Here is a 21,895-nt window from a genome sequence, read left to right on the forward strand (position 1 = left end):
ATTCAAATGTGCCCGCTCAAAGCAGTCCCGCTTGAATCGCCGTCACATTCGGGTAAACCCTGATGTGTTGGCTGCGAAAGAACAGAACTATAGCATAGCTTTTTTAACCCGTGCAACTGAAAAACCAGGCAAAACCCACTTTTAGCCAGGTTTTTTACGTCAACGAAAAGCAAGCTATTGAAATATAAATGAAATATATTTTTAGGGGCGAGAGAAATATTTTACGCAACGGCTGGATAAAGACGAAATACTGGTGAAAATGGTGATTGGCAAACTCAAATTTCAGGCGGTGGCGGCCTGAATCTTGGCTAGCGGCGTCCTTTTTCAGCATTTTGCTCACTGGATACCCGGCTATTGCGCCCCGCTTACACGCATCATCGCCTGACTCTATATATAGAAGACGTACAGCACAGGGCCAATTGACTCTACACTTGTAGTATTGCCAATCACAAGCCACTTGCCCTTCCATGACTGAAGACATACTAATTAACGTCACCCCTTTTGAAACACGCGTCGCACTGGTGGAGCAAGGTGCAGTCCAGGAAATACATATAGAGCGCAGCATTCAGCGCGGCCATGTTGGCAATCTTTATTTAGGCAAGGTGGTACGGGTATTGCCAGGCATGCAAAGCGCCTTCGTCGACATAGGCCTGGAACGTGCTGCATTCATACATGTAGGTGATCTCCGGCAAAACCGTAAGGAACGCAGCAACGGCTCGGCCATCACACCTATAGAGAAGCTTCTGTTCGAAGGCCAGTCCCTGATGGTCCAGGTCATCAAGGACCCCTTGGGCACGAAAGGCGCCCGCCTGTCCACCCAGGTCAGCATAGCCGGGCGCATGCTGGTTTACCTGCCTCACGAACCGCACGTGGGCATTTCACAAAAAATCGAATCAGAAGAAGACCGCATAGCGCTGCGCGAACGCGTTATCCGGCTTAGCGTCCCCGACGAAAAAGGCGGCTTTATCGTACGCACCCAGGCCGAAGGGGCAACTGACGAGGAATTGGTGGCCGACCAGTCTTACCTGCGCACCTTATGGAACAGCATACAAGAGAAGGCCAGAAGTCAGCCCACGCCCTCGCTTCTATATAACGACCTGACGCTGGCGCAACGCGTGCTGCGCGATATGGTGGGGCCTCATACCGGCACCATTACCGTCGACTCTCGCAGCACAACCCAGAGCTTGCTGGAATGGGCTGCAGCCTACACACCATCGGTGCTGGAAAGGATACGGCACTACAGCGGCGAACGCCCATTGTTTGACACCGCTAATGTCGACGAGGAAATCGCCCGCGCCCTGTCTCGCCGAGTAGACCTCAAGTCAGGTGGGTATCTGATTATCGATCAGACCGAGGCGCTGACCACCGTAGATGTAAATACCGGGGGTTTTGTTGGCGGCCGCAATTTCGACGACACAATATTCAAGACCAATCTGGAAGCGGCTGTAGCATTGGCCCGCCAGCTGCGGCTGCGCAACCTGGGCGGCATCATCGTTCTTGATTTCATCGACATGGATGACGCCGAGCATCGCAACTCAGTCCTGGACGAGTTGAACAAGGCACTGGGCAAGGACCGCACCCGCATGACGGTAAGCGGCTTCAGTCAGTTAGGTCTGGTCGAAATGACGCGCAAGCGCACTCGCGACTCTCTGGCGCATCAGTTGTGCGAACCCTGCCCTACCTGCCAGTCACGCGGTAATGTCCGTACACCCCGCACGCTGTGCTACGAAATTTTGCGTGAAATACTCCGGGAGTCCCGCCAGTTCAACCCCAAGGAATTCAGGATCCTGGCCTCGCAAGATGTGGTGGATCTGTTCCTGGAAGAAGAAAGCGCCCATCTTGCCATGCTCGGTGACTTCATCGGCAAACCCATTTCGCTTGAAGTCGAAGGCCAGTATTCGCAAGAACAATATGACATCGTCCTTATATAAGCAAACAGGCACGATATTGTGCCTGTTTGCTTTCTTTCCGTAGATTATTTCTCGGCCTTGCCCTCGTCATCTTGAGCCGCCGCTCCCTGGCCGGTGCAATCCTGCGGATGAGTAATGGCATTGAACATCTTTTCGATCCGCTCATCGACCGCACTGTCGGCATAGAAACTGTATGTTGTGGCACGAGTACGCCAGTCACGATCGGCGGCCCTGTCTATGACGGTTCCCAAGTCGCTGCCCCGGTAATGCACCAGCTCTGTGTAGATGATCTGTTTGTAATCACTGCCTTCCAGCGGCCTGTCGGTCAGCCTCGCAAAGGCAGTCTTACCGGGCTCCATGGCAAACACAGGTGCAGAGCCACAAGCCGCCTGGTGCTTGAACAAAGCCATCTGTATCTCGGGAAAGGTCATGTGAAGCACACGCTGGTCACGAAAATGAGCCTTGCTGCGCAAATCCATCACCCTGGACGTCCCGTTATTCGTCGCACAGCCTGCCAACACCAGCAGTACCAATAGCACCACGCCCTTTTTCATGATTTCGATCCTTTATTCAACTTAGTCCTGGAATTGCATACGATACAGTGAGGCATAGCGGCCATCCTTCTCGAGCAGTTCCTCATGCCCCCCTTGCTCGACAATCTGACCAGCCTCGAGCACGACGATAAGGTCGGCTTTCTGGACAGTAGACAAACGGTGCGCAATAACAAGGGTGGTACGCCCGACCATCAGACGCTCAAGGGATGCCTGAACCTGCCGCTCTGATTCGTTATCGAGAGCAGATGTCGCCTCGTCGAGAATAAGAATGGGCGCATTCTTGATCAGTGCACGCGCAATGGCAAGCCGCTGCCGCTGCCCGCCCGAGAGCTGGCTGGCATTCTCGCCCACCGGCGTATCCATGCCTTGTGGCAGACTGTTGACGAAGTCAAGGAGGTTGGCCGCCTGCAGCGCCGCATTGATTTCCTCGCGGCTGGCATCGTGCAAAGAACCATATCCTACGTTATCGGCGATGGAGCCCTCGAACAGGACGACATCCTGGCTGACCAGCGACAGCTGCGAGCGCAGACCTCGCAGGCTGATGTCCTTGATATTTTGCCCATCGATAAGAATCTCACCGCTGTCGGGCTGCACAAAACGCGGCAGCATATTGACCAGCGTGGTTTTCCCGCTGCCCGAATGTCCCACCAGCGCAATGGTTGACCCAGGCACCGCCACGAAGGAGACATCAGACAAGGTATCGCGATGAGCGCCAGGGAAACGATGATGGATGTTCCTGAACTCGACGCGGCCCTGCACCGGCATCGCGAGGGCTTTTGTACCGGTGTCGTGCTCCGGCGCCTGGTCGATCAGCGTAAATACACTTTCGGCGGAGATCAGCATGCGCTGCATGGCGCTGGCGATCTTGGTCAGACGCTTCATGGGATCGAAGATTTGACCCAATGCAGCCATGAACGCTGCAAAGCTGCCTACCGTGAGCCCCTGATTATTGGCCTGATACAGGGCGACGGCAATCACGGCAGCGATCGAAATGGCAATGGAAAACTGTGAAAGCGGCGACATGGCGGCATCGGCACTGGCGGCGCGCATGGCGTAACGACGCAAACGGGTGTTTACATATTCAAAGCGGGTTGCTTCACGCTTCTGGCCATCGAACAGCTTGATGACCCGTTGCCCGTCGATACCCTCGCGCACCACACGCGTAAGTTCGGCGTTCATGCCTATGGTCTCGCGATTGATGCGACGCAAGCGCTTCACGAAGATGCGGATAATAAGGCTGGAAACGGGCAGCATGACCAGCACAATCAGTGTCAGCTGCCATGACATATACAGAAGCACGCAAAGCAGTGCCACAACCACCAGCGTTTCGCGCACAAGAACCGTGACCACTTCCGTCGCCAGCTCCGTCACGGTGCCGGCATCGATGGTGAAGCGGTTCAGCAACCGACCGGTATCGCCACGCTTGAAATCTTCATCGGGCAGCCCGAGCAGGCGTTCGAACATATCCTTGCGCAAGCCCAGCAGCATGTTGTTGGCCACCCAGGCCAGCAAATAATTGCTGGTAAAACTGCAGATTCCGCGCAGCAGCATCAGCCCGATCACAGCCAGCGGAATGGACCAGATATACGAAGGCTTGGCACCTGAAAACCCCTCGTCGAGCAAGGGCTTCATGATCAGCGCGAGTGTGGGCTGTGTGGCTGCGGCCAAACTGACCAGCAAGACAGCCACGATCACAACCTTCCAGTACTTGCCTACGCGACTGTATATCCGGCCCCATAATTCTTTCCGGACGGGATCGGACTGTGACGGTGTGGCGGTGTCGGCTGACTTCAACAATAGACTCGCTTATATACTATCGGATGGAGTATTTTAACGTTCAACCCCAAAATCCTGATTAAGAACCAGGCTCATCATACCGCCCCGCGCCAAACACCCATACTCATGTCGACTATTTCAGCCATTTACCTGCGCCTTCCCAACTGGATCGGTGATGTTTGCATGAGTCTGCCCAGCCTGCACGCGCTGCTCGATACCGGGCTGACGGTCGTCGTTTGTGCACGGCCGTGGGCCAGGGATCTTCTGGCGGCCTACCAATTGGGCGGCTTCATAGAGATGAAGGGCCGGTGGCGCGAAGACCGGGCCGCTGTTCACGCCTTTCGCAAAAAGGCGCAGCACGCCCACCCCCGTGGCCTGCTGCTGCCAGATTCGCTGTCCAGTGCCATGGTGTTCAAGTTTGGCGGCGTACCCAGCGCGGGCTACCGCGATGACGGACGCAGCCTGATCTTGCGCTGGCCCGTCAACAAGCCTGGTAACACCCTGCATGCGGTTCAGTCATGGCATTACATTACTACGCAGGCATTGAAACGCTGGAACCTGCCTGTCAGTGCCTTGCCAACACCTCGCCAGCTGGGGCTGCAACTGGCCGGGCGGCACGAGGCCGAAGCACGGCAGGCACTGGCCGATGCAGGATTGCACGCCAACAACTACATACTGATCGCCCCCACCGCAACCGGCCTGCACAAAGGCAAGATCAAGGTCTGGCCGCACTACGACACCCTCACGCGCCATCTGCAGGAAAGTGGCCACACCGTTGTGATGTGCCCCCCTCCGGCTGAAGTGGACGAAGCGCGCAAAAACGCCCCTTCCGCACTTCTGATTCCTCCACTAAAGCTGGGTGCATTTGCTACACTAACCCGGCTTTCGAAACTGGTAATTTGCAATGACTCAGGGGTCTCCCACCTTGCCGCCGCAGTTGGCGCCCGTCAGTTGACCTTGTTCGGCGTCACCCAGCCCGAAAGGACCGGGCCTTGGTCTGACCAGGCTCGCTGTCTGGGCTCGGCGCAACAATGGCCCTCTGAGCACGACACCCAGGAATTTGTCGACGTCCTGCTGCAGTCAATCAACACAGCAGAACTGGATGACGGCTTCCGCAGTCGTGACAGCAAGCCCTAACCACGCAGCAGGTACACAGCAAACGGATGACACTATCAAGCTTTCTGACCAACCTGGTTATTCCCCTGAACTTATGCATAGCCCTATTGGTGGCTGCCGTCGTCCTGTTCATGGTTCGTCTGCGCAAATTGGCTTTTGTTGTTGCCGTTACGGGGCTGAGCTGGGTCCTGTTCTGGTCTTTGCCGGCATCGTCGCTATGGGCAGGCGGCCGTCTGGAGCAACTTTATCCCTACGTCGCGGCAAGTCAGGTACCAACGGCTGACGCCATAGTGGTTCTGGGTGGTCATACAGCAAACGGACGCCAGAACTGGTTTGAACCCTACGACAGCGACACAGCCACAACCCGGATCAACAGAGCGGCAGCGCTTTACAAGGCCGGTCGCGCACCAGTGGTCATCGTTTCGGGTGCGGCGCTGGAAGGTGATGTCAGCGAGGCCCAGGTAATGGCCAGGGCCCTGAAACAGCGCGATATTCCTGAAAATGCCATCATCATGGAAAGCCGCAGCCTCACAACCTACGAGAACGCGAGCTATACGACGCAGATTTTGAAGCAGCACAATATCAAGGACGTTCTGGTGGTTACATCGGCGTTGCACATGCCGCGTGCCATGGCTGTATTCGAAAAACTCGGCGTCTCGGCGCAAGCTGCGCCGCTTACACCGCAAATTGTCGTACCCGACGATCCCCGTTTTTCCTTCTGGCAGCCAGACAGCCGTGCCCTGACGGCCAGTCGCTCGATCGTCAAAGAATACGTCGGCCTGCTGGTGTACTGGCTTCGGGGCTGGGTTTGAATCATGCATTGCCGTTCGGGCTGCGCAGCCTGTTGCATTGCGCCTTCCATTTCCAGCCCTATCCCGGGCATGCCTGATGGCAAACCTGCCGGCGTTCGATGTGTACAACTGGACGAACACGACAAGTGTCTGATTTTTGGCCAACCGACCCGGCCGTCGGTATGCGTATCACTGCGCCCTGAGCCCGACATGTGTGGCCAGAACCGCGAACAGGCTTTGCTTTGGTTAAAAAATATGGAAGAGCAGACAGCACCGGCCCGCACCTGGCCGGCGGGGAACAATCTGTACTGAACACGGTCTTTATTCCGTTCGGTCTTCACAGCAAGGAAACTTCATATGTCCATCCAGCAATTACTGCAGCAAGTGCTTCAATCCGGTCAGAGTCTGATCCAGGATGCAGGCTCACAAGCGAACCAGTCAGCCCCCGGCCTGTCGTCGAAGCTCGGCGGCTTTGGTGGCGGTGCGCTGGCGGGTGGCGCACTGGGCTTGCTGCTGGGCAACAAGAAATTTCGCAAAATGGGCGGCAAGTTTGTAACTTATGGTGGTGCTGCGGCCCTCGGCGCACTGGCCCTGAAAACCTATCAGGACTGGCAGCAACAAAAACCCGTAGCCGCCACTGCCCCTACGCCGCTGGCCGCTCCGGCCCTGCCCGCCGGCACGCTGGAAGACCACAGCCGTATCATTCTGGCCGCCATGATCGCCGCTGCCAAGGCAGATGGCCATATTGGCAATGAAGAGCGTGCACTGCTGGACAGCGAGGTAGCCAGATTGTCCACCAACGCAAGTGACCGGGCCTGGTTCGAGGCAGAGCTGGCCAAACCCGCCGATCCGGGTGTGGCTGCCTCGTTGGCCAGCACACCCGAACAGGCTGCTGAAGTTTATCTGGCCAGCCTGCTGGTCATCGATGAACAAAGCTATATGGAGCGGGCTTATCTGGATGAGCTGGCCCGTCGGCTACCGCTGCCGGACGGTCTGAAAGAGCATCTCGAAGCCCAAGCGCACACCCTGGCCTGATATCAGTCGGATGCCGCCTGCAATGCCTGACGCCTGGAAAGCGCGGCGTGCAATCAAGGGCCGCCTCGCTCTTCCAACACCTTGGTGTACAGGTCGAGATAAGTGTTTGCCATTTCACGCCATGAGTGGCGATCGACCACCTGGTTCGCGCCCTGTATCAGTTGTTCACGCCATGCTGCGTCTTCGCTGATTTGCCTTATGTATTGCGCAAGCTGGCTGTCGTTCTCGGGGTGATCCAGCATCATGACGTCCCGCCCGTCCTGGACATACTGCGCAAAACCACACCAGGGCGCCGGGCTCAGTATCACGGGTATGCCGAATGACATGGCCTCGAGGGGTGCCATACCGAAGCTGTCGTTCAGGGTGGGATGCACATAAATGTCGGCCATCTGGTAATAAGGCGCGACATCCGAAGTCTCTTCTATCAGGCGTATGCGTTCGGCCAGGCCTGCATACTCGGGCGCGGAATGCACAAAACTGCGCGTTGCCGCATTGCTGCCCACCACCACCAGCTTGTAGCGTTCAGGCAAGCTGGCCATGGCCCGTACAACTGTCGGCAATCCCTTGCGCAAAGGGTTGCGCGCCACCAGCAAACAAACACAGTCCTGCGCATCGAAGCCCAGACTGGTACGCATGCGCAAGGCCTCGTCGGCAGCAAGCGGGGCCGGCCGGGTCACGCCAGGCGGAATAACTGGAAAATCGTGCGTGCCATAGGCCTGCGCCAGTTGCTCGGCAATCAGGCCGGACACCGCCACTGTACGGCGGGCAGGACGGGGGGCAACCCGACGCGCCTCGAGGGCCAGGTAGGTCTGTACGCGCAGGCTGACATAAGACAGCAGGCGTTTCATGACCGGCAATGGCCTGACCCGCCAGTTGTATCGAACCGGGGTGACGTGCACGACTTCAATGTCGCCACACCATCCGTTGGTATGCGAGTGCACAATGTCATAGCCCTTGCGCGTAAGACGGCGCACACGCAAGGCAAATATCAGCACACGCAGCCAGCTGGGCAGGAATGACCAGGAACGCAAGGCCACAAACGGCAGTTTTACGTTGCAGGCCGGATCGTAATCCCGGGCAAAAACGGTAATGTCGTGAGCGCCGGCCAGCTCGCGCATGAGCTCGACACCATAGGCTTCCGCACCACCATAGCGGTTTCCGAACCGGTCTACGACAAATGCGATCTTCAGTCGGGTGTCGGGCATGGGCTCACACTTATGCTTTGCGACGGCGGTCTTCAAGACGTGTCATGCATTTCTGCAGGAAACGGAGAATATTCGTAGAACGCGCAACGGTAGCGCGTGGCAGTCCGAACAGATCATCGTCGATACGCGCCAGACCACGCTCGGTCGTCGTGGCATTGGTATAGCCGGCGGCACGCACCATGTCACGTATCTGGGGAGACTCACCACCATAGGGATAACAAAAGGCCGTTACTTCAACTTGAGCAAGTTCCTCGAGTTCAAGCCTGGACTGCTTGATCTGGAACGCGGCAATATCGGGCGATAGTTTTGGCAGGAAAGGATGATCGAGCGTATGAGAGCCCACTTCCATTCCCGCAGCCGCCCACTCACGCATTTCCTCGAGAGACATCAGGTCTGACGAGGCTATGCCTTTCTCGCGGTCCCATATATTGGTGCCGTCGAGCTGGTGCGCAACAAAATAATTAGTGGCCGTGAAGCCCAGTCCTGCCAGCACCGGCAAGGCGTTGTCATGCACATTGCGATAGCCGTCGTCGAAAGTGATGCCCACTACCTTGCCCTGCCGCTCACCCCGCACATACGGCAGCAGGTCGCGCATGGAGAGTCCGGTATAGCCAAGACGGCGCAGCCAGGTCATCTGGCGCCGGAAGTCGCGCGGATGCACCGTGAGCCCGCGATAGGGAGCTCCTTTGGGTGCCGGCTGGCCGATCTGGTGGTACATGAGTATGGGTATCATGTAGCTGATTATATCGGTGCAGCCGAATTACGTACCAGCCGATGCGCCTGCTGGTACACCGCCTGGGTATCCTCAAAGAATGCAGCCTCGGAAAATACTTGCTGTATGCGGTTGCGTGCGGTGTGTCCCACATCCTGCAACCGCTGCGGATGCGCCAGCATCTGGTGCAGGACACCCACAATTGCATCGATATTGCCGGGCGGCACCACCCAGCCATCCTGACCATCCCGTACGTTTTCAGGCAGCCCTCCAACATTGCTTACCAGCACCGGCAAGCCCATGGACATGGCCTCACAGCACGCGTAAGACGCCGCCTCCTGGTAGGACAACACGAAACCTGCATCACTGGCGCCCAGCACCGTGCGCACGTCGGAAATCAGGCCGGGAAAAACCACCTGATCCAGCATGCCAAACGACGCAACCTTGGCAAGCATGGTGTCGGACGGTGGAGCACCGGCCACCACAATTCTTACCCGGGCACGCAAGCGGGCATCAAGGTGGGATGCAGCCTTGACGAGATCCAGCCACCCCTTGGCGTAGTCTGTGCCTCCGGTGCTGCCCAGCACCAGCACATCGTCGGCAAGCGGGCCGAAAAGCTGCTGCCTGAATGCGTTTCTCTGGTCGGGCCCGACAGGCTGGAAGTAATGATCATCTATGCCCAGTCTGACTACACGGACAGACTGATGCCGATAATCCGAGCGATCCAGCAGCGCGGCGACATAGTCACATACCGCAATGCACGCGTGCGTACCGAATCGGGCGCGCAGCCTGTGCCCGAAACTGGAGACGGGATTGGTATTGTGTTTGGTCCAGACAATAGCAGGGCGCGATTGCATGCCCAGGGTAGCCAGCATGACATGCCGGTGGTCGGCACCGCCGTTTACATGGATGATGTCGAAACGCTCCTGGCGCAGGAATTTACGCAGTTTGCGAACTTCGGCCAGCAAGGGAAAAGGGCGAGAGGTATACAAACCCGGCAAAGTGCGTACACCGGTTTGTGCTGCCGCTGCATGCAAACGCCCGGTGGGAGGCACAAGCACGGTGACATCGTGCCGGGACCTAAGGCCTTTCAACAGGCTGAGCACATAAGTAACGTGCCCACCACCGTTGCCGTGATGAATATCGGTAATCAGTATTTTCATTGTCGCGAGCCGGCGAAACCCGCCTGCGACTTGCGCCTGGATCAGTCGCCTTGTTGGTTATGCTTATTAAGCAAGTGTAATTTACTGTATCGGAAAAAGCTACCTATAGAAGCCATTACCGCAAGCAAAAACCCCGCCTTGCCGTCCAGAAAGCCACGCCGTATGCCATAGATGCGGATGAAGGTCCAGACCGCGTGTCCGATCACGCCCGGCAAGCTTGTTTTCTTGCCACGGGCATGCAGCATGGCAGCGGCAACCGATGAGTAATGATTCAGCTTGACGATATGCGATTCCAGATCGGCGTAGGGATAATGCAGGAAGTGGGCTCTCAAGGTGTGAACCGGAGCAGAAGTTTGCACACTTTCATGCACAGCAACGTCTTTGAATCGGGCTGTGCCGCGTTTGAACAGACGCAGAACGTGATCAGGCCACCAGCCACTATGTCTGATCCAGCGACCAGCATAGTTCGAAAGACGCGGAATCTTGTAGGCTTCGGCGCACGGGTTCTCGAGTTCGGCCTGGATCTCGGCGGCCAGTTCGGGGGTAACTCGCTCATCGGCGTCGATGGACAGCACCCATTCGGCGCCGGCCAGATCCAGGGCTCTGTTTTTTTGCGGCCCGAAACCCGGCCAGTCGGCCAGCGTAACCTTGGCTCCCAGGCTTTCGGCAATTTCGCGCGTCTGGTCGGTACTGCCCGAATCCACCACAATGACTTCGTCTGCAAAGCTTACGGAAGCAATGCATTCACCAATATGCCGGGCTTCATTCTTGGTGATAATGATGACGGAAAGCTTCATCTGGATTTCCTGAATCCGCGCTTCCAGCGTTTCCACTTATTGAACAGCGGCCCCACCACCGGGTGAGCAGCAACCTGTATGCGTCGCCCCACCGAATTGCCCGATGTATTGCGCACGGCGAAGCGATAGATATGCGCCGGATCGGTGCCCGCCCGGTTCTGGCCGAAGGCCTGTGTGGTGTACAGGTAGCGAAAACCCGTTTCCTGTGCCAGGCGGATATAGTCGGTATCGAAGTAGCCCTGCGGCCAGCAGAAATGATCCGACACACCGCCCAGCCGGGCCTGCAGGGTCTGCCGGGACGCCGCCAACTCTTCGGCGATATGGTTGTTCTTGCTTGAAGGGTCGATCAGGTCCCAACGAGTATGGGTATGCGTGTGGCTGTGAAACTCCATGACACCGTCATCCAGCATGGCCTGGATCTCGCTCCAGCGCAAGACGACCTCGTCGCTGCGCCCCTGCTCGATGAGGTCTTCACACTCTTTATGAGACGGTGTGGCCGGCAACTCGCCCTGCCCCAGTATGTTGCGCACCGGCCCGTCATGTATCCAGGATGTCACCAGAAACACCAGCGCGGTGAAACCATATTTCTTGAGCAGAGGATAGGCATAGACCCAGTTGTCGAGATAGCCGTCGTCGAAGGTAATCAGTATGGATTTTTCGGGTACCGGCATGCCCTGCAGGTGGCCGGCGAACTCAGCGCTGCTGAGGGAACGATAGCCGCGTCGCTTCAGCCACAGCAACTGATCCTCGAAGTTGGCCGGTGACGCCGTGATCGCGCCTTCCGAGGGCGACACGTGGTGGTACATCAGTACGGGTACTGTTCGGGTGGTTGTCATTGTTTTCGCTCCGCTAGCCAACGGGTATAGCATGACTCTATGCGTTGCACCATCGCTTCCGGACCAAACCGGCCTTGCGTACGGCAAAAGTCCAGCCCTGCCTGCCCCATGCTGCGGCGCAAGTCGGGGTCATCAATCAAGCGTCTGATTGCTTCGGTTAATGCAGCCTGGTCGTCCAGGGGCACCAGCAAGCCGCTGACACCTGCCTGCATCATTTCAGGCACGCCGTCGACGTTGGTTCCCACTACTGGCAATCCGGCAGCCCCGGCCTCTACAAAAACCGTTCCGGATGCCTCCTGTCGCGTGGCCAGCGCAAACAGGTCAAAGCCCGCCAGCAGATTCGGCACATCACGACGCACACCCATCAGATGCACACGCTTTTCCAGATTCTTCCCGGCAATATAGTCCTGCAGCTGCTCGAATATCGGCGAACCTCCACCGACCAGCACCAGATGAATATTGGGCCGCTCCCTGATCAATGGCTCGACCGCATCAATCAAATCCTTATGCCCTTTCTGAGGCCGCATGACTGCCACGCAACCGATGACGACATCGTTCCGGGCAAGGCGCAACTCCTGGCGCAAGGTCGAGGTAGCGGGAGGCTCACCCAGTTCCACCGCCGGATAAACGGTGGCGACATGCCCAGGCTTGACGCCGCGCTCTATCAGATGGCTGCGCACGAAGTCACTGGCAGTAGTTACCCGGTGGGGGATGATGGTGTAGGAAAGCAACGACCCGACGCGCTTGGCCAGATGGCGGGTGCGCACAATAAGCGGGGTACCTGCCAACCGGCCGGCACACCCCGCCACGATCGTGTCGCGCCGGCTGTGCGTATTGAGCACGTCAAAGCGGCCGTTGCGCAGTACGCGACGTATGGTGGCCACGCCTTTCACGAAATTGACAGGACCATCCATCAGCGTGGTGTGGACGGTAAAACCTTGTTCGCGCAGGCGTTCGGTCAGGACGGCATGTGGCTGACAGACCGCTTCGAGGTGATGTCCGCGTTCACGCATGGCCAGCATCATGCGGTAGATGTACTGCTCCTGGCCACCGAAGCTGGTTGCGGCCTCTGAGTGCAATATGCGCAAGCGGGTCATGAGTAGTTGATCTCCACACTTTCGGGTTCGACCCATGCCTCCAGCTGCTCAAGCAAGGCGTCTGCCATACGCACACGCCAGTCTTCTCCGAGGCGCACGGTACACAGGAACTGATCCCGCATCAGCCTGACCTCGACAGGGACTCCCGGAACACCATTCTCAGGCTCTGCGCGAAAGGGATTAAGCAACTGACGCAACCTCTGTGCATCTGCATTGCCGTTAAGCGTAATGCGCAGACTACGCGCACGTGCTTCGCGTGCCAGCTGCAGGTCGAATATTTCGTCGGCTGAAACCCGCAGACCGCCCGAGTAATCATCGTTGCTTACCTTGCCATGAATGATGACCAGCCTGTCTTCCTTCAGGCGGTTTTTATGCTGTTCGTAAAGCTCGTTGAAAATAGCCACCTCGACCTGTGCAGACCCGTCGTCGAGCAATGCGTAAAGCATTTTGCCACGCCGCGTCATTTTGGGGCGCACGGACGACAGCACGCCGGCAAACCATTGCGGGCTGCGTGAAGGCTCCAGGCGTGCCAGCGGCTTGGGGGCAAAACGCCTGACCTCGTCACGCCAGGCATCAAACAAGTGACCGCTGAAATAGAAGCCCAGCGCGGTCTTTTCCTGCATGAGGCGAGTCTGCAGATCCCAGGGAGCCACCTTGGCAAGCTCACCTTCAACAATATCGTTTGCATCATCGGCAAACAAAGAAACCTGGTTGGCGCTGCGTTCGGCCTGCTCGGCCGCTTCGATGGCGTTGCCGACAGTGGCAAGCAAGGCTGCACGATTTTCTTCTATGCTGTCGAATGCCCCCGCGCGAATCAATGCCTCGATGCTGCGACGATTGACGGTATGCCGGTCTATGCGTCGACAAAAATCGAACAAGCTTGAGAAGGGCCCATCCTGATTCCGGGCGCGAATAATTTCTTCGACGGCAGACTGGCCCGTTCCCTTTACGGCGCCCAGACCATAACGCATGGTGCGTGGCGGCTGCCCTTTGGCCATATACTCGTCGGCCACCGGCTCGAAACGATAGGCTGAAGCATTCACATCGGGCGGCAATACCTGTATGCCATTGGCCAGACAGTCCTTCCAGAAAATCTGAACCTTGTCCGTGTCATCCATATCGGAAGACAATGTGGCGGCCAGAAACTCGGCGGGATGGTAGACCTTGAGCCAGGCGGTCTGATAAGCAATCAGTGCGTAGGCAGCTGAGTGACTCTTGTTGAAACCGTAGCCTGCAAATTTTTCCATCAGGTCGAAAAGCTTGACGGCCAGATCGGCGTCATAGCCCTTTTCGACCGCACCCTTTTCGAAAATGGCCCGGTGCTTGGCCATTTCCTCGGCCTTTTTCTTGCCCATGGCACGCCGCAGCAGGTCGGCACCACCCAGCGTGTATCCACCGATGATCTGTGAAATCAGCATCACCTGTTCCTGATACACGATCACGCCATATGTACTTTGCAGTACCGGCTCGAGGTCGGGGTGGAAATAATCGACCTCGGCCCGCCCGTGTTTGCGATTGACGAAGTCGACCACCATCCCAGACTCCAGCGGCCCCGGGCGGTACAGTGCCAGCATGGCGATGACATCTTCAAAGGTGTTGGGTCGCAGATTCTTCAGCAGCTCTTTCATGCCGCGCGACTCAAGCTGGAAGACAGCAGTGGTGTTGCCTTCGCTAAGCAGCTTGTAAGCCTGGGCGTCATCCAGCTCCAGCGCCATCACGTCAAAGTCACGCTTGTCTTCGTTGAACTGCCGCACATAACGTACCGCCCAGTCCAGAATGGTCAGGTTACGCAGGCCCAGAAAGTCGAACTTGACCAGGCCTGCCGCCTCGACGTCGTCCTTGTCGAATTGCGACACCGCGCTGGTGTCGCTGCCTGGTTGGCAATACAAGGGGCAGAAATCGGTCAGCTTGCCGGGTGCAATCAATACACCCCCGGCGTGCATGCCTATGTTGCGTGTCAGGCCTTCCAGTGGCCGGGCCAGATCGATCAGGGCGCGCACCTCTTCGTCCTGGTCGTAACGTTCCTTGAACGCAGGTTCTTCCTCGAGGGCACGCTTGAGGGTCCAGGGGTCGGCCGGATTGAAGGGTATCAGCTTGGACAGCCCGTCGCAGAGCATATAAGGCATCTCAAGCACCCGGCCTACATCACGCACCACAGCCTTGGCACCCAAGGTACCAAAGGTTGCGATCTGACTGACCGCTTCCTTGCCATAACGCTGCTTCACATAGTCGATGACCCGCTCGCGGTTGTCCTGGCAGAAATCGATATCGAAGTCGGGCATGGACACCCGCTCCGGATTGAGGAAGCGTTCGAACAGCAAGTCGTACCGGATCGGATCCAGGTCGGTAATGCCCAGCGAGTATGCCACCAGCGAGCCGGCACCCGATCCTCGCCCGGGCCCGACTGGAACACCATTGTTCTTGCCCCAGTTGATGAAGTCGGCCACGATCAGGAAGTAGCCGGGGAATCCCATGCCGATGATGGTCTTGCATTCCCATTGCAGGCGTTCCATGTACTGCGGGTATCGCTCCTGGCGCTGTACCGGATCCGGAAACAACTGCTCCATACGGGTTGCCAGACCTTGCTCGGCCAGCTGTATCAGGTAATCATCCAGCGTCACGCCGTCAGGCGTAGGAAAATTCGGCAGACGGGGCTGACCGAGCACCAGGGTCAGGTTGCAGCGCTTGGCAATTTCCAGCGTATTGGCCAGCGCCGATGGTACGTCGGCAAAGCGACGCTCCATCTCGGCCGAATCAAGCAAATATTGGTCGGTGGTATAGCGACGCACCCGCTTGGCATTACCCAGTTGCTCGCCCTCGGCAATACAGACACGCGCCTCGTGCGCACGAAAATCATCGGCCTGCAGGAATTGAACAGGATGCGTGGCCACCACAGGCAGACCCGTGCGCCCCGCCAGACGCATGGCGGCCTGGACATAGGCCTCATCACCTTCGTGCCCGCTGCGCTGCAGCTCGATGAAATAGCTGTCGGGAAAGGCACGTGCCCACGAGGCTGCCACGACGGCCGCTTCTTCCAGATTGCCTGCTTCGATCAGCTGGCCGACATCGCCGGCACGGCCTCCCGAAAGAATGATCAGTCCTGTGCGACCCGTCAGCCATTCACGGCGGATCTCGGCGCGGCCCCGGTACTGGTTGTCAAGCCAGGCGCGGCTGAGCAGCTCGCACAGCGCCAGATATCCCTGCTGGTCACTGGCCAGCAGCAACAGGCGATAAGGCTTGTCGCGATCCTGTTCGTTCTCGAGCCAGATATCGCAGCCGGCTATGGGCTTGACGCCCGCATTGCGGGCTGCCCTGTAAAACTTAATGAAACCGAAGAGGTTGGACAGGTCGGTCAGCGCCATGGCTGGCTGCCCGAATTCGGCCGCTTTCTTAATCAGATCGGGGATGCGCGCAATGCCGTCCACCACCGAAAATTCAGAGTGGACGCGCAGGTGTACGAAGGAAGGTGAGGATATTGCTGCTGTCATTGCGAGATTGTACCTATGGACCGGAAGCTTGCGCGGCGTTGACGCAGGGCGATAAGAATTGGGCCGACAAACCTAACGCTGCATGGCCGACCATGCCTTTTGCAACCGTTTGACCGACACCGGCATGGGGGTCCGCAACTCTTGTGCAAACAGGGCAACGCGCAACTCCTCGAGCAGCCAGCGGAAGTCATCGAGCTGGGCATCCCTGGCCCCCTTCAGGGCGGAAACAGCACGCTGATACTGCACCAGCAATGGTGCCATTTCGGCCATCAGACGCGCATCGCGAACCGAATCAGCGCGCAATTTATCGATGCGAACCTGGGCAGCTTTCAGATAACGAGGATAATGCTTGAGCTGGCCATAGGGTGTGTGGCGCAAGAACCATTTTTCCATCAGGCCGCCCTGCTGCTTCTGCAGATCGGCATAGGCATTGGCATAGGGCTTGGCTTGCGGCAACTTCTTTTGCAAGGCCGACCATTCTGCAAGCACCTGCCCCGCCAGCCTGGCGATTTCCTGCACCAGCAAGCCCAGGCGAGCCTTGCCTTCGCCGCGTCGCTGCTCGAACTCCTGCTGGTTGGCCGGCCAGGGCTCCGACAGGCAGGCCTGATCCAGCGCGCAATCAATAATCTGTTCACGTAGTTCTTCCTGGGTACCCAGGCTCATGTACAGCATGCTCATGCGGGTCAGATCCGTAATATTCTTTTCCTGGAACTTGACCTGCTCGCGCAGCGCCAGCCTGAACAGACGCAGCAGGCCCGCATGGTGCTGCTGGCGTGCGGCGGCCGGATCATCAAAAACATCCAGATCACAGTGCGTCTGCCTGTCCACCAGGGCCGGGTACCCTACAAAGGATTGACCTTTGCGCTGTATCTCCATGATTTCCGGCAGCGGACCAAAAGACCAGTCGGTCAGTTTTTCATGAGCGAGCGCCTGAGTGATCTGGTCGTCGAGCGCGGCGACCTTCTGAAAGGATGCCTGGGCCTGGCGACCGTGTTCCGCCTTGAGCTGGTCCAGATTGCGCCCGCCTGACAGCATGCGACCGTGTTCATCCACGACCTTGAAGTTCATGAACAAATGGGCCGGCAGGGTTTCAGGCTTGAAGTCGCTGCGTAGCGGCCTGACCTTGACCTGCTCCCACATGTCGGCGCTGATGGCCTCGAGCAAGCCTCTGTCCGGGTTCGAGGCATGCTCAAACCAGCGATCGACAAAACCTGCAGCATAGTCCGGCAAGGGCACACAGTGGCGGCGCATCTTCTGCGGCAGCGACTTCAGCAGCAAATGTGTTTTTTCCTTGAGCATGCCAGGCACCAGCCATTCGCAACGCATGGGGTCGATCTGGTTCAGGGCAAACAAGGGCACAGTCAGGGTTACGCCATCACGTACGGATCCCGGTTCGAAATGGTAGTCCAGCGCCATCGACACACCTTGCCAGTCGACAGATTTCGGGAACACATCTGTTGTAATGCCCGCCGCATCGTGGCGCATCAACGCGTCACGCGTCAGCAACAACGCCCTGGCCTGCTCTTTGTTTAAACCTTTATGCCATTTTTCCAGCGTTGCGGTCTGGTATATGTGCGCCGGAATATGCTGATCATAGAAAGCGTATATCAAGGCATCGTCGACCAGAATGTCGGGCCGACGGGTCTGATGCTCCAGCTTTTCAATGGATGCGATCAGTTGCCGGTTGTGCTTCAGGAAAGGCAGCGAAGCATCAATTTCGCCCGTCACCAACGCCTGTCTGATGAATAGCTCGCGGGCCCGGGTCGGATCGATCTTGCCGAAATTCACCCGCCGACCCGTGTATACCGGCAGGCCGTAAAGCGTTGCCCGCTCATTGGCAACGACCTGCCCGGCTTTTTTCTCCCAGCGTGGATCCGACCAGCTGCGCCGCAACAAGTGTGCGCCGGCCCGCTCCAGCCAGACCGGATCAATACGGGCTACGCAGCGTGCATACAAGCGCGTGGTCTCGACCAGTTCGGCCGCCACCAGCCACCGGCCCGCCTTCTTGACCAATCGGGATCCGGGGTGGATATGGAAGCGAATATCGCGTGCGCCCTGATAAACCGCCGACTCTTCGCTTTTCAGCCCTATATTGCCCAGCAGGCCGGCCAGCAAGGCCATATGCGTCTGCTCGTAGGTCGCATCCAGCGTATTCAACCGCCAGCCCTGCTCTCCCACCAACGCCGCCAACTGGCTATGGACATCCCGCCACTCGCGCAGGCGCAAGGGCGACAGAAAGTTCTGACGCAACAAAGCCACCAGTTTGCGCTGCGAGCCTTTGTGCTCGACCTGCTCGCCATACCAGCGCCATAGTTTCAGATAGGAAATGAACTCTGACTTGTCATCGCCGAACTTGGCATGAGCTGCTTCGGAGGCCTCGCGCTCCTGCATGGGGCGATCGCGGGGATCCTGCACTGACAAGGCCGACGCAATGATCAGGATTTCGCTCAGGCACTGGTGCTCTTTGGCCGCCAGGACCATACGGGCCAGACGTGGATCGACAGGCAGGCGCGACAGCGTGCGCCCGACATCGGTGAGCTGGTTCTGTTCGTCTATCGCGCCCAGTTCCTGCAGCAAATGGTAGCCGTCGGCCACGGCCCGCCCGGGAGGACGGTCAACAAAGGGAAAGGTTTCAATGTCGTCGAGCTTGAGCGCCTTCATGCGCAGGATCACAGACGCCAATGAAGACCGCAACACTTCAGGATCGGTAAACGACGCGCGCTGCTTGAAATCGGCTTCGTCGTACAGCCGTATGCACACACCCGGCCCGATCCGGCCGCAGCGGCCGGCCCGCTGATTGGCCGATGCCTGGCTAACGGGTTCGATACGCAATTGCTCGACCTTGTTGCGCCAGGAATAACGCTTGACGCGCGCAAGCCCGCTATCGACCACAAAGCGTATGCCTGGCACCGTCAGGGATGTTTCGGCAACGTTAGTGGCCAGCACCACACGCCGCGCGTTGCCTTGCGGGCGAAAAATGCGCTCCTGCTCGGCCTGCGACAAACGCGCATATAGCGGCAATACTTCGGTACCCGGCGGATGGTGCTTGCGCAGCGCCTCGACCGTCTCGCGAATTTCCCGTTCACCGGGCAAAAAGACCAGCACATCGCCAGGTCCATGGCGTGCGCACTCGCCCACTGCGTCGACCACGGCATCGATCAGGTCCCGTTCTTCATCGGCCGCCTGGCGGCGGCTGCCCGGATCGTTGTCCTGACCCACGCCATCCGGCTGTACGGGGCGGTACAGGATATCGACAGGATACAGGCGGCCAGAGACTTCAATGACCGGCGCAGGCTTGCCACGCAGGGCGAAATGCTGCGCAAAACGGTCGGCGTCTATCGTGGCCGATGTAATGATGAGCTTCAGATCCTTGCGCCGTGGCAGCAACTGCAACAGAAAGCCCAACAGAAAATCAATATTAAGGCTGCGCTCATGTGCCTCGTCGATAATGATCGTATCGTAGCGACGAAGCAGCGGATCACGCTGTGATTCGGCCAGCAGTATGCCGTCGGTCATCAGCTTGATGGCCGCGTTCGGACCGGTACGGTCATTGAAACGGATCTGGTAGCCCACCCAGTCACCCAGTTCGGTATCAAGCTCCTGGGCAATACGCTTGGCAACCGAAGTCGCGGCCAGCCTGCGCGGTTGGGTATGGCCTATCATTTTGCGACGCCCGCGCCCAAGCTCCAGACAAATCTTGGGCAACTGAGTGGTTTTTCCTGAGCCGGTTTCACCACAGACGATGACGACCTGATTTTCCTGGATAGCCTTGGCAATGTCGGCACGACGCGCACTGACCGGCAGGTCCTCGGGATAATGCAAGGGCGGCAAGGGTCGCTCCGGCCCGCCCTGATCTGCCTGGGCCGGCCTCTCGGGACGGCCTGCGGCACTGACTGTGTGTGTGTTTTCCGACAAATTGACTGGCGCTTGCATGAAACTTCTTTAGTATGGGCTGTGCATCATTATAATTTTGGCTGGACGCAACCACTTTGCAGAGACTAGAAACAACGACATGAGCACACCTGATACCGAAACGACACTATCCGCACAAGACGCCCCAGAATTTGCCCCGGCCCAGTTTGTGCGATGGTTTCGAGATGTTGCGCCTTATGTGCACGATTTTCGGGGCAAGACATTTGTCGTGGCGTTTGGTGGCGAGCTGGTCAGCGATGGCGCACTGAACACGCTGATACAAGATTTGTCGTTATTGTCGGCCCTGGGCGTAAAACTGGTGCTGGTGCACGGTTCTCGCCCCCAGGTAAACGAACAGCTCAAGCTCAAAGGTTACCAGATTCAGTTCGGGCGCGGCACCGAACCCACCGGCGCCGAGGCGCTTGAGTGCGCCAAGGAAGCCGCCGGTGAAATACGTCTCGATATCGAAGCTGCTTTCAGCCAGGGGCTGCCCAACACACCCATGTCGCACGCCCATGTACGCGTCATTTCAGGCAATTTCGTCACTGCACGCCCCGTGGGCGTTGTCGATGGCGTCGACTACAAGCACGCAGGATCGGTACGCAAGCTCGATACCGAGGCCATGAAAAGCGTCATTAACCAGGGCGCTATCGTGCTCCTGTCACCCCTGGGTTTCTCCCCCACCGGTGAAGCCTTCAATCTGGCCATGGAAGATCTCGCCACCAGCGCAGCCATCGCCCTGCGCGCCGAAAAGCTTATTTTCCTGACACAGAATCGTACGGTGCTTGATGAAGACGGTTCGGTCGATACCGAGCTCGCCCGCGAGGACGCCGACAGACTGCTGGCTGAAGGCCATCTTGACGAAGACACGGCGTTTTTCCTGACCCACGCGTCACGGGCAGTCAAACGTGGCGTGGCACGCGCCCATCTGGTGCCTTATACGCTCGATGGCAGCGTGCTACTGGAAATATTCACCCACGACGGCGTGGGAACCATGGTGGTGGAAGACACCCTTGATGATCTGCGTCCCGCCTTGGTAGACGACGTGGGGGCCATCGTCCGCCTTATCGAGCCGCTGGAAGCCGACGGCACCCTGGTTCCCCGTGGCCGTGCAGTCATCGAACGCGACGTCGAAACGTTCTCGGTACTGGAGCACGACGGCGTGATCTACGGTTGCGTAGCCGTCATTCCTTACCTGTCGGAACACATGGCTGAAATGGCGTGCCTGATCGTGCACCAGGAATGGCAAGGCACGGGTGAAGGTGAAATGCTGTTGCGCCATGCCGAACATCGCGCACGCTCTATGGGTGCCCGGCGTCTGTTCGTACTCACGACCCGCACCTCGCACTGGTTCATGAAGCGCGGTTTTGTTCAGGGCGGAATATCCGACCTGCCCAAGGAACGCCAGGTACATTACAACCGCTCGCGCAACAGCCTGGTGTTCATCAAGAAACTATAGGGCAACCGCCTGCTGCGCGTGCCGGTACAATGACCCGGTTAGCC

At 58.1% G+C, this 21,895-nt stretch carries 16 protein-coding genes; 6 read left to right on the forward strand and 10 right to left on the reverse strand.

Annotated features, from left to right (window positions below; all coding sequences use genetic code 11):
* Nucleotides 1-467: 467 nt before the first annotated feature.
* A complete protein-coding gene (gene rng, locus LKR43_RS08500; protein ID WP_227683626.1) occupies nt 468-1,931 on the forward strand; it encodes a ribonuclease G in 1,464 nt (487 codons plus the stop codon).
* Nucleotides 1,932-1,975: 44 nt separating this feature from the next.
* Here rng and LKR43_RS08505 read toward each other — a convergent pair whose 3' ends face one another.
* Both LKR43_RS08505 and msbA read right to left on the reverse strand, forming a co-directional pair.
* On the reverse strand, nt 1,976-2,464 hold the full coding sequence (locus LKR43_RS08505; RefSeq protein ID WP_227683627.1) for a hypothetical protein: 489 nt from the start codon (nt 2,462-2,464) through the stop codon (nt 1,976-1,978).
* Nucleotides 2,465-2,485: 21 nt separating this feature from the next.
* Nucleotides 2,486-4,261, reverse strand: a complete 1,776-nt coding sequence (gene msbA, locus LKR43_RS08510) for a lipid A export permease/ATP-binding protein MsbA (RefSeq protein ID WP_227683628.1) — start codon at nt 4,259-4,261, stop codon at nt 2,486-2,488.
* Nucleotides 4,262-4,366: 105 nt separating this feature from the next.
* Between msbA and LKR43_RS08515 the strand changes: the two genes are divergently transcribed.
* The 4 genes from LKR43_RS08515 to LKR43_RS08530 are packed head-to-tail and all read left to right on the forward strand — an operon-like array spanning nt 4,367 to nt 7,182.
* Nucleotides 4,367-5,377, forward strand: coding sequence for a glycosyltransferase family 9 protein (locus LKR43_RS08515; protein WP_227683629.1), 1,011 nt, complete (start codon nt 4,367-4,369; stop codon nt 5,375-5,377).
* A gap of 26 nt (nt 5,378-5,403) precedes the next feature.
* Nucleotides 5,404-6,168 carry a YdcF family protein gene (locus LKR43_RS08520; protein WP_227683630.1) on the forward strand — a complete coding sequence of 255 codons (765 nt, stop codon included), beginning with the start codon at nt 5,404-5,406 and terminating at the stop codon, nt 6,166-6,168.
* Nucleotides 6,169-6,171: 3 nt separating this feature from the next.
* Nucleotides 6,172-6,459, forward strand: coding sequence for a YkgJ family cysteine cluster protein (locus LKR43_RS08525; RefSeq protein ID WP_227683631.1), 288 nt, complete (start codon nt 6,172-6,174; stop codon nt 6,457-6,459).
* A 45-nt stretch (nt 6,460-6,504) separates the two neighbouring features.
* Entirely contained in the window at nt 6,505-7,182 is a 678-nt protein-coding gene (locus tag LKR43_RS08530) for a tellurite resistance TerB family protein (protein WP_227683632.1), read from the forward strand.
* Between the two features lie 53 nt (nt 7,183-7,235).
* Here the strand turns inward: LKR43_RS08530 and LKR43_RS08535 are convergent, their stop codons facing one another.
* From LKR43_RS08535 to hrpA, 8 genes are all read right to left on the reverse strand, one after another.
* Nucleotides 7,236-8,387 (reverse strand): glycosyltransferase family 4 protein, encoded by a 1,152-nt coding sequence (locus LKR43_RS08535; RefSeq protein WP_227683633.1) that lies wholly within the window; start codon nt 8,385-8,387, stop codon nt 7,236-7,238.
* A gap of 10 nt (nt 8,388-8,397) precedes the next feature.
* A complete protein-coding gene (locus LKR43_RS08540; RefSeq protein ID WP_227683634.1) occupies nt 8,398-9,105 on the reverse strand; it encodes a polysaccharide deacetylase family protein in 708 nt (235 codons plus the stop codon).
* Between the two features lie 23 nt (nt 9,106-9,128).
* Nucleotides 9,129-10,262 carry a glycosyltransferase family 4 protein gene (locus tag LKR43_RS08545; RefSeq protein WP_227683635.1) on the reverse strand — a complete coding sequence of 378 codons (1,134 nt, stop codon included), beginning with the start codon at nt 10,260-10,262 and terminating at the stop codon, nt 9,129-9,131.
* Nucleotides 10,263-10,303: 41 nt separating this feature from the next.
* Nucleotides 10,304-11,059 carry a glycosyltransferase family 2 protein gene (locus LKR43_RS08550; RefSeq protein ID WP_227683636.1) on the reverse strand — a complete coding sequence of 252 codons (756 nt, stop codon included), beginning with the start codon at nt 11,057-11,059 and terminating at the stop codon, nt 10,304-10,306.
* Nucleotides 11,056-11,895, reverse strand: a complete 840-nt coding sequence (locus LKR43_RS08555) for a polysaccharide deacetylase family protein (protein WP_227683637.1) — start codon at nt 11,893-11,895, stop codon at nt 11,056-11,058. Before LKR43_RS08555 ends, LKR43_RS08550 begins: the two co-directional genes overlap by 4 nt.
* Nucleotides 11,892-12,992 (reverse strand): glycosyltransferase family 4 protein, encoded by a 1,101-nt coding sequence (locus tag LKR43_RS08560; RefSeq protein WP_227683638.1) that lies wholly within the window; start codon nt 12,990-12,992, stop codon nt 11,892-11,894. The genes LKR43_RS08555 and LKR43_RS08560 overlap by 4 nt, the downstream gene beginning before the upstream one ends.
* On the reverse strand, nt 12,989-16,480 hold the full coding sequence (dnaE, locus tag LKR43_RS08565; RefSeq protein WP_227683639.1) for a DNA polymerase III subunit alpha: 3,492 nt from the start codon (nt 16,478-16,480) through the stop codon (nt 12,989-12,991). The genes LKR43_RS08560 and dnaE overlap by 4 nt, the downstream gene beginning before the upstream one ends.
* A gap of 72 nt (nt 16,481-16,552) precedes the next feature.
* Entirely contained in the window at nt 16,553-20,413 is a 3,861-nt protein-coding gene (gene hrpA, locus LKR43_RS08570; protein WP_227683640.1) for an ATP-dependent RNA helicase HrpA, read from the reverse strand.
* Nucleotides 20,414-20,492: 79 nt separating this feature from the next.
* On the opposite strand from hrpA, the gene argA reads away from it, so the two are divergent.
* Nucleotides 20,493-21,851: an amino-acid N-acetyltransferase gene (argA, locus tag LKR43_RS08575; protein WP_227683641.1), complete on the forward strand. Its 1,359-nt coding sequence runs from the start codon at nt 20,493-20,495 to the stop codon at nt 21,849-21,851.
* Nucleotides 21,852-21,895 lie beyond the last annotated feature (44 nt).

The organism is Pusillimonas sp. MFBS29, from assembly GCF_020687695.1.
Taxonomy (GTDB): Bacteria; Pseudomonadota; Gammaproteobacteria; order Burkholderiales; family Burkholderiaceae_B; genus Pusillimonas_C.

Excerpts from the sequence above, each read along its gene's own strand:
- argA (WP_227683641.1), top strand. The coding sequence starts at position 20,493 with ATGAGCACACCTGATACCGAAACGACACTATCCGCACAAGACGCCCCA.
- rng (WP_227683626.1), top strand. The coding sequence starts at position 468 with ATGACTGAAGACATACTAATTAACGTCACCCCTTTTGAAACACGCGTC.
- LKR43_RS08515 (WP_227683629.1), top strand. The coding sequence starts at position 4,367 with ATGTCGACTATTTCAGCCATTTACCTGCGCCTTCCCAACTGGATCGGT.
- LKR43_RS08545 (WP_227683635.1), bottom strand. The coding sequence starts at position 10,262 with ATGAAAATACTGATTACCGATATTCATCACGGCAACGGTGGTGGGCAC.
- dnaE (WP_227683639.1), bottom strand. The coding sequence starts at position 16,480 with ATGACAGCAGCAATATCCTCACCTTCCTTCGTACACCTGCGCGTCCAC.
- hrpA (WP_227683640.1), bottom strand. The coding sequence starts at position 20,413 with ATGCAAGCGCCAGTCAATTTGTCGGAAAACACACACACAGTCAGTGCC.
- LKR43_RS08525 (WP_227683631.1), top strand. The coding sequence starts at position 6,172 with ATGCATTGCCGTTCGGGCTGCGCAGCCTGTTGCATTGCGCCTTCCATT.
- LKR43_RS08505 (WP_227683627.1), bottom strand. The coding sequence starts at position 2,464 with ATGAAAAAGGGCGTGGTGCTATTGGTACTGCTGGTGTTGGCAGGCTGT.
- LKR43_RS08555 (WP_227683637.1), bottom strand. The coding sequence starts at position 11,895 with ATGACAACCACCCGAACAGTACCCGTACTGATGTACCACCACGTGTCG.
- LKR43_RS08550 (WP_227683636.1), bottom strand. The coding sequence starts at position 11,059 with ATGAAGCTTTCCGTCATCATTATCACCAAGAATGAAGCCCGGCATATT.
- LKR43_RS08535 (WP_227683633.1), bottom strand. The coding sequence starts at position 8,387 with ATGCCCGACACCCGACTGAAGATCGCATTTGTCGTAGACCGGTTCGGA.
- LKR43_RS08560 (WP_227683638.1), bottom strand. The coding sequence starts at position 12,992 with ATGACCCGCTTGCGCATATTGCACTCAGAGGCCGCAACCAGCTTCGGT.
- LKR43_RS08520 (WP_227683630.1), top strand. The coding sequence starts at position 5,404 with ATGACACTATCAAGCTTTCTGACCAACCTGGTTATTCCCCTGAACTTA.
- LKR43_RS08540 (WP_227683634.1), bottom strand. The coding sequence starts at position 9,105 with ATGTACCACCAGATCGGCCAGCCGGCACCCAAAGGAGCTCCCTATCGC.
- LKR43_RS08530 (WP_227683632.1), top strand. The coding sequence starts at position 6,505 with ATGTCCATCCAGCAATTACTGCAGCAAGTGCTTCAATCCGGTCAGAGT.